Origin of the sequence: Micromonospora sp. NPDC048843, from assembly GCF_040649965.1 — a bacterium.
In the GTDB taxonomy this organism is placed as follows: Bacteria; Actinomycetota; Actinomycetes; order Mycobacteriales; family Micromonosporaceae; genus Micromonospora; species Micromonospora hortensis.
The window spans coordinates 1-15,102 of sequence record NZ_JBEZGJ010000178.1; the positions used below are offsets into that span (position 1 = coordinate 1).

Here is a 15,102-nt window from a genome sequence, read left to right on the forward strand (position 1 = left end):
CTCCTGCTCCCCCTCCCCCTCCCCTAACCCCGCCCCCAAACCCCCCCCAATCCCCCCTCCCCCCTCCCTCCCACACCCCGCCCTCGCTGCGGTGATCAAGAGGTTTGCGTCAGGAAACCGGCCTCCGGTGACCGAAACCTCTTGATCAACGCGAGCAAGGTGGGTGGGTGGGGTGGGTGGGTGGGGTGGGGGCAGGGGGTGGGGTGGGGTTTAGCGGAGGGCTAGGCGGGCGGCTCGGGCGTCGCGCTTCTCCTCGAAGCGGCTCGCGGCGCGGTCCAGGTTCTCCATTTGGGCGGCGAGCTGCTCACGGGCGGCCTCACCGTCGGCGTTGAGGCCGGTCACGTTGAAGACGTCCCACTGACGCAGCACCGGCTGCAGCACCTCGTCGCGGTGCTGGCGCAGGTCGTAGATGCCGGCCAGGGCGATCGCCACCGACTTGCGGGCGAACCCGTCGATGCCGCTGCCGGGCATCTGGAAGTCGGCCACCACGTCGGCGACGGCCCGCATGGCCTGGCTCGGAGCCAGCTCGAACGCGGCCGCGAGCAGGTTGCGGTAGAAGACCATGTGCAGGTTCTCGTCGGCGGCCACCCGGGCCAGCAGCGCCTCGCAGGTGGGGTCGCCGGTGGCCTTGCCGGTGTTGCGGTGCGAGATCCGGGTGGCCAGCTCCTGGAACGAGACGTACGCCAGCGAGTGCAGCACCTCGTCGCCGTGGGCGTTGGTGTAGCCCTCCGACATGTGCGTCATCCGGGCCCGCTCCAACGCCACCGGGTCGACCGCCCGGCTGACGGTCAGGTAGTCGCGGATCGCGACGCCGTGCCGACCCTCCTCGGCGGTCCACCGGTGCACCCAGGTGCCCCACGCGCCGTCGCGACCGAACAGGGTGGCGATCTCGTGGTGGTACGAGGGCAGGTTGTCCTCGGTCAGCAGGTTCACGATCAGCGCGGTGCGGGCCACGTCCGGGATGGTGGAGTCGGTCGGTGACCACGCCTCGCCGCCGAGCGGCCCGTCGAAGGTCCGCCCCTCGCTCCACGGCACGTACTCGTGCGGGAACCACTCCTTGGCGAGCGAGAGGTGGCGGTCCAGGTTGCGTGCGACAACCGGCTCCAACTCGACGAGCAGCGCGGTCTGGCTCACTGTGGTGCTGACGGTCACGAGAAACTCCCTACGGTGGCGTAACTTACGCTACCGTAGGTCCCCGCGGCCGTCAGCGCCAGTGGGGACACTCAACCGACAGTGGGTTTGAGGTCTCCCAGGGGTGGCGTCCACTCCCCCGCACCGGCCGTGACCTGCTCACCGGAGCGGATGTCCTTCACCTCGTCCGGCGCTCCGTCGGCACCGGGGAACCAGACGTACGGGATGCCGCGCCGCTCGGCGTAGCGGATCTGCTTGCCGAACTTCGCCGCGCTCGGCGACACCTCGGTCGGCACCCCGCGCCGCCGCAGCGCCTCGGCCACCCGGTTGCTGGCAGTGCGGTGCTCCTCGCTGGTCACCGCGACGAGCACGGCGGTCGGCACCTCCCGCGAGACCGACAGCTCCCCCGCCCCGAAGAGCAGCCCGAGCAGCCGGGTCACGCCGATCGAGATCCCCACCCCCGGGTACGAGACGGCGCCGGCGCTGGCCAGGTTGTCGTACCGGCCGCCGGAGCAGATCGAGCCGAAGCGCTCGTAGCCGCGCAGTTGGGTCTCGTAGACGGTGCCCGTGTAGTAATCCAGCCCACGGGCGATGCGCAGGTCCGCCACGCAGAGGCCGGGCGAGTGCTCCGCGGCGGTGTCCACCACCCGGACCAGTTCCTCGATGCCCTCGTCGAGCAGCGGGTCGCTCACCCCGAGCGCCCGGACGGCGTCGGCGAACGAGGCGTCCGGGGCGGAGATCTCGGCCAACGCCAGGCACGCCTTGGCCTGCGCCTCGCTCGCCCCGGCGGTCTGGGCCAGCAGCTCGGCCACCTTCGCCGGGCCGATCTTGTCGAGCTTGTCGACGGCCCGCAGCGCCGCCTCCGGGTCGGTCAGCCCGATGCCCCGGTAGAAGCCCTCGCAGATCTTGCGGTTGTTGACCTGGATCGTCACCGGTGGGATCGGCAACGAGCGCAGTGCGTCCCCGATGACCAGCGGCATCTCCGCCTCGTGGTGCGCGGCCAGGGTGTCCCGGTCGACGATGTCGATGTCGGCCTGGACGAACTCCCGGTAACGGCCCTCCTGCGGCCGCTCGCCCCGCCACACCTTCTGGATCTGGTAGCGGCGGAACGGGAAGCTCAGCTTGCCGGCGTTCTCCAACACGTACCGGGCGAACGGCACTGTCAGGTCGAAGTGCAGGCCGAGCTGGTCGTCACCACCGGCACCCTCGGCGTCGGCGTGCAGCCGCCGGATCACGTAGACCTCCTTCGAGGTCTCGCCCTTGCGCAGCAGCTGGTCCAGCGGCTCCACGGCGCGGGTCTCCAACGGCGCGAAGCCGTACAGCTCGAAGGTGGCCCGGATCTTGTCGAGCACGAACTGCTCGATCATCCGCTGGCCGGGGGTCCACTCCGGGAAGCCGGAGATGGGCGTGGGCTTGCTCATCGGCGTACTCCTTGCGGTTCCGCGCCGGTGGCGCGGTGGTGTCGTGGGTCCGCGCGCGGCGCGGACAGAAGATCTAGAGGCCCCGGGTGGGAGCGGCCGGCGACGTGCCAGCCACCTCGATGAGGTACGGGTTGCTGGCGCGCTCGCGGCCGATGGTGGTGCTGGGGCCGTGGCCGGGCAGCACGACGGTGTCGTCGGCCAGCGGAAGAATCTTGTCGCGCAGGCTGGTGAGCATGGCCGGCATGCTCCCGCCCGGCAGGTCGGTGCGGCCGATCGACCCGGCGAAGAGGACGTCACCGGAGAGGCACAACTCGTCAGCCTCCCAGCTCGACCCGGCGCCCGGCAGTCGGAACAGCACCGACCCGCCGGTATGGCCCGGGGCATGGTCGACGGCGATCTCCAGGCCGGCGAGCGTGAGGGTGGCGCCGTCGGTCAACTCCGCCACGTCCTCCGGCTCGGTGTAGCTCAACCGGCCGCCGAAGAGCGACGTCAGGTCCGTCGAGAGGCCCTTGGACGGGTCGGCCAGCATCTCCCGGTCACCGGGGTGCACGTACGCGCTGATGCCGCGCGCGCCGCAGACCGGCGCTACCGAGAAGGTGTGGTCGAGGTGGCCGTGGGTGAGCAGCACGGCGGCCGGATGCAGGCGGTGCTCGGCGAGCAGCGCGTCGAGCTGGTCGAGCACCCCGATGCCGGGGTCGACCACCACGCACTGCTCCCCCGGCGCGGTGGCAACCACGTAGCAGTTGGTGCCGAAGGCGTCCGCGGGAAAGCCGGCCACGAGCACGGGCGCTGTCCTTTCCGTCGAGCAGCTGTCGTCCTGCACAGCAGCCTAACGGGCGCGCCGAGCGAGTTTGCCGCGTCCGTCCCACGGGTCCCGCAGGGCACAGTGACAACCTCCGATAAGCGCTGCTCGGGACGGGGTGGACCTCGTACACCACATTCTCAGTGACTAGCCGTACACTCTGGCGGGCGTGTGGCGCGGCACACGTGACGCCCGGACGGGCCGGGGCGACCGGCCGCCGGCGACGACCAGGTAGAGGAAAGGGGAGCACGGGTGGCTTCCAGCAGGGACCGGCAGCGCAAACTGGCGCGGGCCAAGCTCGACCGGCAGTTGGCTCGCCGGGCCGCCTCGACGCGGCGCCGACGGCAGATCCAGGCCGGAGTTGGCGCCGCTCTGATCCTCGTGTTGGTAGTGGCCGGCTCAGCCTGGGCGCTCGGGGCGTTCGACTCCGACCCGAAGCAGAACACGGCCGCGGAGGACACCTGCCTCTGGACGCCGCAGGACGCGACGGCAAACACCAACCTCAAGGACGTCGGCACGCCGGCCACCAAGGATCTGCCCACCGACGGCACCCGGGCGATGACGGTGACCACCAACCAGGGCGCGCCGATCACCACGGAACTGAACCTGACCAACTCCCCGTGCGCGGCGGCGAGCATCGCCCACCTGGCGAGCCGGTCGTTCTACGACAACACCAAGTGCCACGAGATCACCGCCGAGGGCGCGCTGCGCTGCGGCGACCCCAGCGGCACGGGTCTCGGTGGGCCGACCTACTCGTTCTACGACGAGGAGTTGCCGACCGTTCCGTCGGCGTCGCCGTCGGCCAGTCCGGCCCCCGGCCAGCCGCCGACGTACCCGAAGGGCACGGTGACGATGGTCTCCAACCCGCCGGGCAGCAACGGCAGCCAGTTCCTGATCTTCTTCAAGGACTTCACCACCGCCGACCCGAAGTACCCGGTCATCGGCCGGGTGACCGGCGGGCTGGACGTGGTGGAGAAGATCGGCGCCCTCCCGACCGTGGACAATGGGACCGGGGCGAAGATCAAGCCCAGCACCGATGTGACGATCCAGAGCCTCACGGTCGGTGAGCCGGTCACCGGTGCGGCACCGGCTCCCTCGGCCTCCGGCACCCCGGCCAGCAGCCCGAGCGCCGGCTGACCGGACGCCACCACCCACCCAAGCGGCACCCAGCAGCAGACAGCCAGGAGGATCCAGGCGTGACGTCCACCAGAGAGCGGCAGCGCGCGGCGGCACGCGCCCGGCTCGAGAAGGAGATGGCCGAGCGCGCGGCCAAGGCCCGCAAGCGCCGGCAGACGACGGCTATCGTCAGCGCGGCTGCCGCGCTGGTGCTCGTGGTCGCCGGCACCGTCTGGCTGGCGGTGAGCCTCGGCGGCGACGACGACGACAAGAGCGACACCGCCGCGCCGGCGGCGGGCGCGGCCGAGTGCGTGTACAACGCGGTGCCCACCGAGCAGCGGCCCCCACAGATCAAGGACGTGGGGTCACCGAGCAACCAGCAGTCCGCCAAGGGCGTCCAGACCATGACGATCGACACCAACCTCGGTCCGATCACGGCCAAGGTCGACAGGTCGCTGGTGCCGTGCACGGCGGGCAGCTTCACCCACCTCGCGGAGAAGAACTTCTTCGACAACAGCAAGTGCCACCGCTTGGTGACCGAGGGCATCAAGGTGTTGCAGTGCGGTGACCCCAGCGCCACCGGCAACGGCTGGCGCCCCACCGACGGCCAGGGCGGCCCGAGCTACCGCCTGCCCGAGGAGAACCTGCCCACCGACAAGCGCCCGCCGTACCCGGAGGGTGTCATCGCGATGGCCAACTCCGGCCAGCCGGGCAGCACCGGCAGCCAGTTCTTCATCGTCTACGGCGACTCTCCGCTGGACCCGGCGTACACGGTGCTGGGCACCATCACCGGCGGCCTGGACCTGGTCAAGGACGTGGCCAAGGCCGGCGACGACGGGGCGTTCGCCCAGCAGGCCGGCGGCGGCCACCCGAAGAAGGAGGTCATCATCAAGGACCTCACGATGAGCAACCCGCAGGGCTGACCCCCCGCGCGCACGACGAAGCGCCCGCCGGCTGAGCCGGCGGGCGCTGTCGCGTTCTCGGGGTACGCGTCGAGCCGCGGAACTGACCCGGTGGGGCGTCAGGCCCCGGAGGTGACCCGGTAGGCGTCGAAGACGCCGTCGACCTTGCGAACAGTGGCCAGCAGGTGGCCGAGGTGCTTCGGGTCGGCCATCTCGAAGCTGAACCGGCTCACCGCCACCCGGTCACGGGTGGTGGTGACTGTGGCGGAGAGGATGTTGACCCGCTCGTCGGAGAGCACCCGGGTGACGTCGGCCAGCAGCTTGTGCCGGTCCAGGGCCTCGACCTGGATGGCGACCAGGAACGTCGAGGCGGAGGTGAGCTTCCAACTCACCTCGACGACCCGCTCGCTCTGCGCGCGCAGGTCCTCGGCGTTGGCGCAGTCGTCGCGGTGCACGCTCACCCCGCCGGAGCGGGTGACGAAGCCGAAAACCGAGTCCGGTGGGACCGGTGTGCAGCAGCGGGCCAGCTTGATCCAGACGTCGCTGACGCCCCGGACCACCACGCCCGGGTCGCTGCTGCTCTGCCGGCTGCGCGGCGGTCGGGTGGCGACGGCGGTCTCGGCGATGTCCTCCGCCGCGCCCTCCTCGCCGCCGTACGCGGCCATCAGCTTCTGCACCACCGACTGGGCGGAGACCTGGCTGTCGCCGACCGCCGCGTAGAGCGAGGCCACGTCGGCCAGGTGCAGGTCGCGGGCGATCGACATCAGCGCGTCGGAGGTGAGCATCCGCTGCAGGGGCATGCCCTGCTTGCGCATCGCCTTGACGATCGCGTCCTTGCCGGCCTCGATCGCCTCCTCGCGCCGCTCCTTGTTGAAGTACTGCCGGATCTTCGTCCGGGCGCGCGGGCTCTTGACGAAGCCCAGCCAGTCCTGTGTCGGGCCGGCCGTCTCGGACTTCGACGTGAAGATCTCGATCACGTCGCCGTTGGACAGCGTCGACTCCAGGGGCACCAGCTTGCCGTTGACCCGCGCCCCGATGCACTTGTGCCCCACCTCGGTGTGCACCGCGTACGCGAAGTCCACAGGTGTCGACCCGGTCGGCAGCGGGATGACGTCACCCTTCGGGGTGAAGACGTACACCTCCTGGCTGGACAGGTCGAAGCGCAGCGCGTCCAGGAACTCGCTCGGGTCGGCCGCCTCACGCTGCCAGTCGAGCAACTGCCGCAGCCAGGTCATCTCGTCGATGTGCGCGGGCGGGCCGACGATCTGGGTGCCCTTGTGCTCCTTGTACTTCCAGTGCGCGGCGATGCCGAACTCCGCGGTGCGGTGCATCGCGTACGTGCGGATCTGCATCTCCACCGGCTTGCCGGTGGGCCCGATGACAGTCGTGTGCAACGACTGGTACATGTTGAACTTGGGCATCGCGATGTAGTCCTTGAACCGGCCCGGCACCGGCTGCCAGTTGGCGTGGATGACCCCCAGCGCCGCGTAGCAGTCCCGAACCGTGTCGACCAGGATCCGCACACCGACCAGGTCGTAGATGTCGTTGAAGTCGCGACCCCGCACGATCATCTTCTGGTAGATCGAGTAGAGGTGCTTCGGCCGCCCGGTGGTCTCCGCCTTGATCTTGGCGGCCTTCAGGTCGGTCTGCACCTTCTGCGTCACCTGCCGCAGCAACGCCTCGCGCTGCGGCTGGTGCTCCCCGATCAGCCGGTTGATCTCCTCATAGCGCTTCGGGAAGAGCGTGCCGAAGGACAGGTCCTCCAGCTCCCACTTGATCGTGTTCATACCGAGCCGGTGCGCCAACGGCGCCAGGATCTCCAGCGTCTCCTTGGCCTTCTGCTCCTGCTTGGGGCGGGGCAGGAAGGTCAGGGTGCGCATGTTGTGCAACCGGTCGGCCAGCTTGATCACCAGCACCCGCGGGTCCTTGGCCATGGCCACGACCATCTTGCGGATCGTCTCGGCCTTGGCCGCGTCGCCCAGCTTGACCTTGTCGAGCTTGGTGACGCCGTCGACCAGCAGGGCGACCTCGCCACCGAAGTCGGCGCGCATCTGGTCGAGGGTGTACTCGGTGTCCTCGATGGTGTCGTGCAGCAGCGCGGCGACCAGCGTTGTGGTGTCCATCCCCAGGTTGCCGAGGATCGTCGCCACGGCCAAGGGGTGGGTGATGTAGGGGTCACCGGACTTGCGGTACTGCCCGGAGTGCCATCGCGCGGCCGTGTCGAACGCGCGCTGGAGCAGCCGGGCGTCCGCCTTGGGGTGGTTGTCCCGGTGGCTGGCGATGAGCGGTTCCAGCACCTCGCTGACCTGGGAGGTCTGCCAGGGCGCGTTGAACCGGGCCAGCCGGGCCCGGACCCGTCGACCGGTGGGCGCGTTGGACAGCCCGAAGCCACCGCTGGGCGACGGGTCGACGCCGGCGTCGGTCGGGAACGGCACCACGACGCCATCGGCGCCGGGGGACGCCTCGACGCTCGGCGGGCCACTGGTCGGCAGCACCGCGCTCTCGCCGGGAGCCCGGCCGGAGCCGTTGCCGGTGCCCGTCACCCGGGCCGGCGCGTCGCCTGTCCGGTCGGTCACCGAGCCGTCAGCGTCGCCTGTCGGGTGCACCGTGCCCTCCGCCGGAGGGACGACATCGTGGGACACCGGCCTCCTCACCGCTCGCCGGAAACACGCCGGCCGAAGATCGGCCGACCTGGTCTCGCTCGCCGGACGGGATACCGCCGGCGTCAGCAAAGGGCAATGCTACCCGCACGGACGGTCCCCTGCCGCTCCGCCGGACGGTCGGCGCCGGGTCCATCCGACGGGTCCGGGATCAAACGGTCAGCAGAGTATCGACCGGCTCAAACGGTCAACAGGGCGTGGACGGGACGCGGCGCCAGTCGCTCGCGCCCACCCAGGAAGCCGAGCTCCAGCAGCACAGTGAAGCCGCTGACGGTGCCGCCGGCCCGCTCGACCAGGTCCAGCGTCGCCTCGGCGGTGCCACCGGTAGCCAGCACGTCGTCGACCACCAGCACCCGGTGCCCGGCGGTGAAGGCGTCCTCGTGCACTTCGAGGGTGGCCTCGCCGTACTCCAGCTCGTAGGAGACCGAGTGCGCCGGGCGGGGCAGCTTGCCGGCCTTACGTACCGGCACCACGCCCACCCCTGTCGCGTACGCGATGGCCGCCGCCACGACGAAGCCGCGCGCCTCGATGCCGACCACCACGTCGAAGGCGTCCCGCCCGTGGTACGCGACGATCCCGTCGATCACCTCGCGGAAGACCTTGCCGTCGGCGAACAGTGGCATCAGGTCCTTGAACATGACGCCGGGCTTGGGGAAGTCGGGCACGTCCAGCACCCGACTGGCGACCAGTCGGGCGACCTCCGGGCCACTGTCCCCGCGCGCTGCGGTGCTGTGGGTCTCCGTCACGGCTGTTTCGCTCTCCTTCGACGACGAACGGCGTCCGGCAACAGCATGCCGGACGCCGTTCGGGTGTTTCCTGTCGGGTCAGCGCCGCTTGGCGCCACCCGGCCGGTTGCCGCCGCCACCCGGACGACCGCCCCGGGCGCCGGTGGGCCGCTTGCCCGCCGGCCGAGCGCCCACCTTGGGGGCGGCACCGGCCAGCGCGGCGGCGTCCTGATCGACCGGCTCGTCGGTCGCGTCGGCCTGGGTCACCGGGCTCGCGGCAGCGCCCTTACCGGTGACCTCGCCGCGGCCGACAGCGCCCCGCCGGGTCAGGACGCGCTTGTTGTGCGCCTGGATCCGCGGGTCGTAGTTCTTCAACAGCGCCAGCAGCGGGGTGGCCACCAGGATGGAGGTCAGGAACGCCACCGCCATACCGACGAACAGCACCAGACCGAGGTCCTTCAGCGTGCCGGCGCCGAGCAGGCCGGCACCGATGAAGAGCAGACCACCGACCGGCAGCAGGGCGACCACCGAGGTGTTCAACGACCGCATCAGGCTCTGGTTGATGGCCAGGTTGGACGCCTCGGCGTACGTCTGGTTGTTGTTGGCGGTGATGCCTCGGGTGTTCTCCTGGACCTTGTCGAAGACCACCACCACGTCGTAGAGCGCGAAGCCCAGGATGGTGAGGAAGCCGATGATCGTCGACGGGGTGACCTCGAAGCCGACAAGCGAGTAGATGCCGGCGGTGAGGATCAGGTTGGTGATCAGCGAGGCGACAGCGGCCACTGCCATCCGCCACTCGAAGCGCAGGATCAGGTAGACCATCACCAGCGCGATGAAGATGACCAGACCGAGTACGGCCCGCTCGGTCACCTGGCTGCCCCAGGCCTCACTGACCTGGTTGTCGCTGATCTGGTCGGCGCTGATGCCGAGGTCCTCGGCGATCTGGGCCTTGACAGCGGTGGCCTGCTCGGCGGTGAGCTGCGGCGTGCGCAGCTCGTAGGAGTCGCCGCCCGGGCCGCCGACCTTCTGCGTCGTGGCCACCTCAACGCCGGTGTTCGCGGCGGCGAGGGCCGAGTTGACCTCCCGCTCGGCGTCGTCGAGGGTGCCGACGCTGGCCGGCACCTGGAACGAGTTACCGCCGGCGAACTCGATGCCCAGGCTGAACCCACGGATCGAGAAGCTGAGGATCGCGATCAGGACCAGGACGCCGGCGACGCCGAACCAGAGTTTGCGCCGACCGACGATGTTGAGACCGGCTTCGCCGTTGTAGAGGCGGCTCGCCAGACCGTTTTCAGCCATCTCAGGCCTCCTTGGCGCGCGGGTTGCGGGGCTGAGTCGGCTGGTTGCGGGCCGGCAGTGCCCGGCCCAGACCGCTGACCCGCGGGGACAGGAACGCCTGGGTCCGGGCGAACATCGTCATGATCGGGTGCCGGAAGAGGAAGACCACGACCAGGTCCAGCACTGTGGCCAGGCCCAGCGCGAACGCGAAGCCCTTTACCGTTCCGACCGAGACCACGTAGAGCACCACAGCGGAGAGCAGGGTGATCGCGTTGGCCGAGATGATCGTCCGACGGGCCCGGATCCAGGCCCGGGGCACCGCGCTACGCGGGCTGCGCCCCTCCCGGATCTCGTCTTTCAGTCGTTCGAAGTAGATGACGAACGAGTCCGCCGCCACACCGAGCGAGACGATCATTCCGGCGATGCCGGCGAGGGTGAGCGTGAAGCCGATCTGCCGGCCGAGCACCACCAGCGCGCCGAAGACCAGCAGCGCGGAGAGGATGAGGCTCAGGAAGATCACCGAGCCGAGCAGCCGGTAGTAGAAGAACGCGTAGATGATGACCAGCAGCATGCCGATGCCGGCCGCGAGCAGACCCGCGCGCAGGTGGCTGGCACCCAGCGTGGCGGTGACGTTCTGCGCCTCCTGCTGCTCGAACGTCACCGGCAGCGCGCCGTAGCGGAGCTGACCGGCGAGGGTGCTGGCGTCCTTCTGGGTGAAGGTGCCGGTGATCTGGGAGTTGCCGGTCAGCACGCCCTGGATCTCCGGGGAGGAGACGATCTTGTTGTCCAGTACGACGGCCACCCGGCACTTGCCGTCCTGGCCCAGCGCTGTCGCGTCGCAGGCCTGGCCCTCGTTGTTGAACGCCTCACGGGTCAGCGAGGTCCACTTGCCCTGGCCGTCGCCGGTGAAGTCCAGGCTGACCACCCAGGCGTTGGTCTGGTCGAGCACCGCGTCGGCGTCGGACACGTCGGTGCCCTCGACCTTGGCCTGGTCGAGCAGATACTTGGATGCGCCGTCCTCGCAGGAGACCACCTGCTGCTTCGGGTCGGAGATCGACGCCGGGGGGCGCTGGTCGAGCTGCGTGCAGCCGATCGTCGGCACGTTGAACTGCATCTGCGCCGGCAGCACCGCGACTTCCTGCGGAGACAGCGTGCCGAACGGCTTGAGCTTCTCGGCCAGCGACGGGTCGGCGGTCAGGTCGGCCGGGGCCTGCAACCCGTTGGCGGCCTGCCACGCGGCGGCGCCGACCTTCTGCTCGATGGCCTTGCGCTGCTCCTCGACGCTGGCCGGCACCGGCTCGGCGCTGGCGCTGGGCGCGGCGGCGCTCGGCGAGGCCGTGGCGGACGCGGAGGGGGTCGGCGTGGCGCTGGGCGACGCCGGGGCCATGCCGCCCTGACCGCCGCTGGGCGACGAGGTCACCTTCGGCGAGGCGCTGCCCGTCGGGGTCGGGGTCGCGCTGCCGGTCGGGGCGGCGCTACCGGACGGGGCCGGCGTGGCGGCGGGCGGCACGGCAGCCGTCCCACTGCCGTCGGCGCCCTTGAGCACCTTGCGGAAGCGCAGCTCAGCCGCTTCGCCCACGTCGTCCAGGTTCCGGTTCTCACCGGGCAGGGAGATGACGATGTTGCGGTTGCCCTCGGTGACCACCTCGGCCTCGGCCACGCCGAACGCGTTGACCCGGCTCTCGATGATCTCGCGGGCCTCCTCGAGGTTCTCCGCCGTCGGGGGCTTGCCGTCGACGCTGTTGGTCGCCTCCAGCGTCACCCGCGTGCCGCCGATGAGGTCCAGGCCGAGCTTGGGCTCGAGCCGGTCCTTCCAGCTGCCGCTGGCGCCGGCGAAGAACACCAAAAGATAGAGGACCACGAAGATGAACCCGAGCACGGCGAGCTGCCGCCCGGGGCGCATCTGTCCCTGAGGTGGTGCCACGGCTGTCCTGTCTCCCTGTACGGTCGCGCCGCTGTCGCAGCGGCGGCGGTGTCGGGCCGGGGGTCCCGCCCGACGGGTCTGCCTTGAGCCGACGGAATGCCGACACGAGGACCGGGCACCCCGGCGCGGAACGCCGACGGTCACGGGAACGTGCCGACGCCCGGCGTCGACCCAACTATCCAGTTTTCACGTCTCGCCCGCTGCCCCGTTCGGGCGCGACGACCCGGAAGCCGGCCGACCGGCCGTACGCCGCAATCGCCGCTCCCGAGGGGAGGGGTCAGTCCTTGACGGTGTCCGCGTCCTCGGTGACCGGCTCGCTCGGCAGCTCCGCGCGGGTGACCACCCGTGCGATGGCCGGGCGGGCGTACCGGGTCTGCACGCCCGGGGCGACCTCGATCAGGACGGTGTCGTCCTCGATGCCGGTGACAGTGCCGTAGAGCCCGCCGATGGTCACGACCTCGTCGCCGGGGCCGAGGTTGGACTGCATCGCCTCCGCCTCTTTGCGGCGCTTCTGCTGGGGCCGGATCATCATGAAGTACATGACACCGAAGAGCAGGGCGATCATCAGGATCGGCGTGATACCGCCGGCCCCGCCACCCGCTGCTGCCAATTGCACGGTTACTGACCTTCCCATTGGCCACCTGCCCGGCACCGGGGTGCCGGAGCGGAGGCGGATTCTCACGTCCTGTACAGACCGCGGCGAAGTCTAAACCCTGCACCTGGGAACGCCGAATGCGGCACAGATCACGTTCACATCACGGCTGATCGACATCCAAGGAGAACAAGTCGGGCACAGGTGGACTATCCACACCAAATGTACCATTCGGCGGCGTGCGCCCCAGATGCCGCCAAGCGGCCTCGGTCGCCACCCGACCCCTGGGCGTACGGGCCAACAGCCCGGCCCGCACCAGGAACGGCTCACAGACCTCCTCGACAGTGTCCGGCTGCTCCCCCACCGCCACGGCGAGGGTGGACAACCCGACCGGACCGCCTCGGAACGAGTCGACCAACGCGGTCAACACCGCCCGGTCCAACCGGTCCAGGCCGAGCGCGTCCACGTCGTACACGATCAGGGCCGCGCGGGCGGTGTCGAGATCGACCACCCCGTCCGCCCGAACCTCGGCGTAGTCGCGGACCCGGCGCAGCAGCCGGTTCGCGATCCGCGGCGTGCCCCGGGACCGACCGGCGATCTCGGTAGCGCCCTCCGGAGTGATCGGCACGCCCAGGATCCGCGCCGAACGGTGCAGCAGCGTCTCCAGATCCGCCGGGGCGTAGAAGTCGAGGTGCGCCACGAAGCCGAACCGGTCCCGCATCGGCCCGGTCAACAGGCCCGAGCGGGTCGTCGCGCCGACCAGGGTGAACGGCTCGACGTCCAGCGGGATCGCCGTCGCGCCGGGCCCCTTGCCCACCACCACGTCGACCCGGAAGTCCTCCATCGCGCTGTACAGCAGTTCCTCGGCCGGCCGCGCGATCCGATGGATCTCGTCGATGAAGAGCACGTCGCCCTCGGCGAGGCTGGTCAGGATCGCCGCCAGATCACCGGAACGCTCGATCGCCGGGCCGCTGGTCACCCGGATGCCCGCGCCCAACTCGGCGGCGACGATGTTGGCCAGACTCGTCTTGCCCAACCCGGGTGGGCCGGAGAGCAGGATGTGATCCGGCGGCGACCCCCGCCGCATGGCGCCCTGCAACAACAGGTCGAGCTGGTCGCGTACCCGGTCCTGGGCGATGAACTCGGCCAGCCGCTTCGGCCGTACCGTGGCCTCCGCGTCCCGATCGGCGTCGCTGACGTACGCCGAGACGAGCCCCTCGGTCTCGCTCATCGTGCCACCTTCATTCGCGACTGCGGGGCTCGCAAACCCGGCTCACTCCTCGCGCTCATCGCACGGTCCGGGCGGTCATCGCGTGCGGCCCAGCAGTCGGATGGCCTGCTTGAGCAGGACCGGCACCGGCGGTGTCTCACCCTCGATCGACTCCGCGACCGCGGCCACCGCCTGATCGGCCTGCCCGGCCGTCCAACCCAGCCCCACCAACGCCTGCCGGACCTGGTCGGGCCAGCTGCCGCGGGTCACCCCGGCCGCCCCGTCGGCGCCGATCGGCACCGGCCCGATGCGGTCACGTAGCTCCAGCACCAGGCGTTCCGCGCCCTTCTTACCGATCCCGGGTACGCGGGTCAGGGCGGCCGTGTCGGCGTTGGCGATCGCCTTGCGCACCGCGTCCGGGGTGTGCACCGCCAGCACCGCCTGGGCCAGTCGCGGGCCGACCCCACTGGCGGTCTGGAGCAGCTCGAACAGCGACTTGGCGTCGTCGTCGGCGAAGCCGTAGAGGGTCAGCGAGTCTTCCCGCACGATCAAGCTGGTGGCGAGCCGGGCGACCTGGCCGACCCGCAGCTCCGCGAGGGTCCCCGGGGCGCAGTGCACGGCGAGCCCGACCCCGCCGACCTCGATCACGGCCTGGTCCGGACCCGTCGCGGTCACCGTGCCGCGCACGCTGGCGATCATCGTGCTCCTCCTCGTCGTGCCCGGTCGGCAGCGGCGGCGATCTTGGACCGGGTCCCGCCGCGCCACACGTGGCAGATGGCCAGGGCCAGCGCGTCGGCGGCGTCCGCCGGCTTCGGCGGCTCGGCCAGCCGCAACAGCCGGGTCACCATGGCCGTCATCTGCGCCTTGTCGGCCTGACCGGACCCGGTCACAGCGGCCTTCACCTCGCTCGGGGTGTACGTCTGCACGGGCAGCCCAGCCCGCGCCCCGGCCAGCACGGCGATGCCACTGGCCTGCGCGGTGCCCATCACGGTACGAACGTTGTGCTGGCTGAACACCCGCTCGACGGCAACGCTCTCCGGTTGATGCTCGGCGACCAGCTTGTTCAGCGACCGGTCCAGGTGCAACAGGCGCAACGCCAGGTCGTCGGCCGGGTCGGTGTAGACCACGTAGTAGGCGACCAGGGTGCAGGGCCGGCCGGGCACACCCTCGACCACGCCCACTCCACACCGGGTCAACCCCGGGTCCACACCGAGCACGCGCACGCCGCTCCCTCCCCAGCCGTCATCCGGTCGCGGCCGTGTTCTCTCTGGAAGAGGCGGCCGCCGCCCACGAGTTGAGTGAGTCCCACCATGCGCGAGGCAAGATCGTGCTGAAGCCGTA

Annotated in this window: 13 protein-coding genes and 1 pseudogene; 3 read left to right on the plus strand and 11 right to left on the minus strand. The window is 70.6% G+C overall.

All coding sequences use genetic code 11. The features are described from left to right. Positions 1-210: 210 nt before the first annotated feature. The 3 genes from AB0C20_RS29910 to AB0C20_RS29920 form a co-directional block, all read right to left on the minus strand. Positions 211-1,152, minus strand: a complete 942-nt coding sequence (locus tag AB0C20_RS29910; RefSeq protein WP_238679798.1) for an acyl-ACP desaturase — start codon at positions 1,150-1,152, stop codon at positions 211-213. Positions 1,153-1,223: 71 nt separating this feature from the next. Next, positions 1,224-2,552: a histidine--tRNA ligase gene (hisS, locus tag AB0C20_RS29915; RefSeq protein ID WP_266303014.1), complete on the minus strand. Its 1,329-nt coding sequence runs from the start codon at positions 2,550-2,552 to the stop codon at positions 1,224-1,226. Between the two features lie 73 nt (positions 2,553-2,625). Further along, a complete protein-coding gene (locus AB0C20_RS29920; protein ID WP_357191739.1) occupies positions 2,626-3,336 on the minus strand; it encodes an MBL fold metallo-hydrolase in 711 nt (236 codons plus the stop codon). Between the two features lie 270 nt (positions 3,337-3,606). Between AB0C20_RS29920 and AB0C20_RS29925 the strand changes: the two genes are divergently transcribed. Next, complete coding sequence (locus AB0C20_RS29925; protein WP_357191737.1) at positions 3,607-4,491, plus strand: peptidylprolyl isomerase; 885 nt, start codon at positions 3,607-3,609, stop codon at positions 4,489-4,491. A gap of 59 nt (positions 4,492-4,550) precedes the next feature. Beyond that, on the plus strand, positions 4,551-5,393 hold the full coding sequence (locus tag AB0C20_RS29930; protein WP_357191735.1) for a peptidylprolyl isomerase: 843 nt from the start codon (positions 4,551-4,553) through the stop codon (positions 5,391-5,393). Between the two features lie 98 nt (positions 5,394-5,491). Here the strand turns inward: AB0C20_RS29930 and AB0C20_RS29935 are convergent, their stop codons facing one another. From AB0C20_RS29935 to ruvC, 8 genes are all read right to left on the minus strand, one after another. After that, positions 5,492-8,014, minus strand: a complete 2,523-nt coding sequence (locus AB0C20_RS29935) for a bifunctional (p)ppGpp synthetase/guanosine-3',5'-bis(diphosphate) 3'-pyrophosphohydrolase (RefSeq protein WP_357191732.1) — start codon at positions 8,012-8,014, stop codon at positions 5,492-5,494. 197 nt (positions 8,015-8,211) lie between these two features. Further along, positions 8,212-8,778, minus strand: coding sequence for an adenine phosphoribosyltransferase (locus tag AB0C20_RS29940; RefSeq protein ID WP_238669209.1), 567 nt, complete (start codon positions 8,776-8,778; stop codon positions 8,212-8,214). A gap of 78 nt (positions 8,779-8,856) precedes the next feature. Continuing rightward, positions 8,857-10,056, minus strand: a complete 1,200-nt coding sequence (secF, locus tag AB0C20_RS29945; RefSeq protein ID WP_357569209.1) for a protein translocase subunit SecF — start codon at positions 10,054-10,056, stop codon at positions 8,857-8,859. Between the two features lies 1 nt (position 10,057). Then, positions 10,058-11,959 carry a protein translocase subunit SecD gene (gene secD, locus AB0C20_RS29950; protein WP_357569210.1) on the minus strand — a complete coding sequence of 634 codons (1,902 nt, stop codon included), beginning with the start codon at positions 11,957-11,959 and terminating at the stop codon, positions 10,058-10,060. A 277-nt stretch (positions 11,960-12,236) separates the two neighbouring features. Continuing rightward, positions 12,237-12,575 (minus strand): preprotein translocase subunit YajC, encoded by a 339-nt coding sequence (yajC, locus tag AB0C20_RS29955; RefSeq protein WP_266303015.1) that lies wholly within the window; start codon positions 12,573-12,575, stop codon positions 12,237-12,239. Between the two features lie 139 nt (positions 12,576-12,714). Next, positions 12,715-13,782, minus strand: coding sequence for a Holliday junction branch migration DNA helicase RuvB (ruvB, locus tag AB0C20_RS29960; RefSeq protein ID WP_357191722.1), 1,068 nt, complete (start codon positions 13,780-13,782; stop codon positions 12,715-12,717). 75 nt (positions 13,783-13,857) lie between these two features. After that, complete coding sequence (gene ruvA / locus AB0C20_RS29965) at positions 13,858-14,460, minus strand: Holliday junction branch migration protein RuvA (RefSeq protein WP_210784947.1); 603 nt, start codon at positions 14,458-14,460, stop codon at positions 13,858-13,860. After that, positions 14,457-14,984 (minus strand): crossover junction endodeoxyribonuclease RuvC, encoded by a 528-nt coding sequence (gene ruvC, locus AB0C20_RS29970; protein WP_091401816.1) that lies wholly within the window; start codon positions 14,982-14,984, stop codon positions 14,457-14,459. Before ruvC ends, ruvA begins: the two co-directional genes overlap by 4 nt. A 23-nt stretch (positions 14,985-15,007) precedes the next feature. Here ruvC and AB0C20_RS29975 point away from each other — a divergent pair. Beyond that, positions 15,008-15,102 (plus strand): annotated as a pseudogene (locus AB0C20_RS29975) (zinc-binding dehydrogenase); the annotation flags it as partial.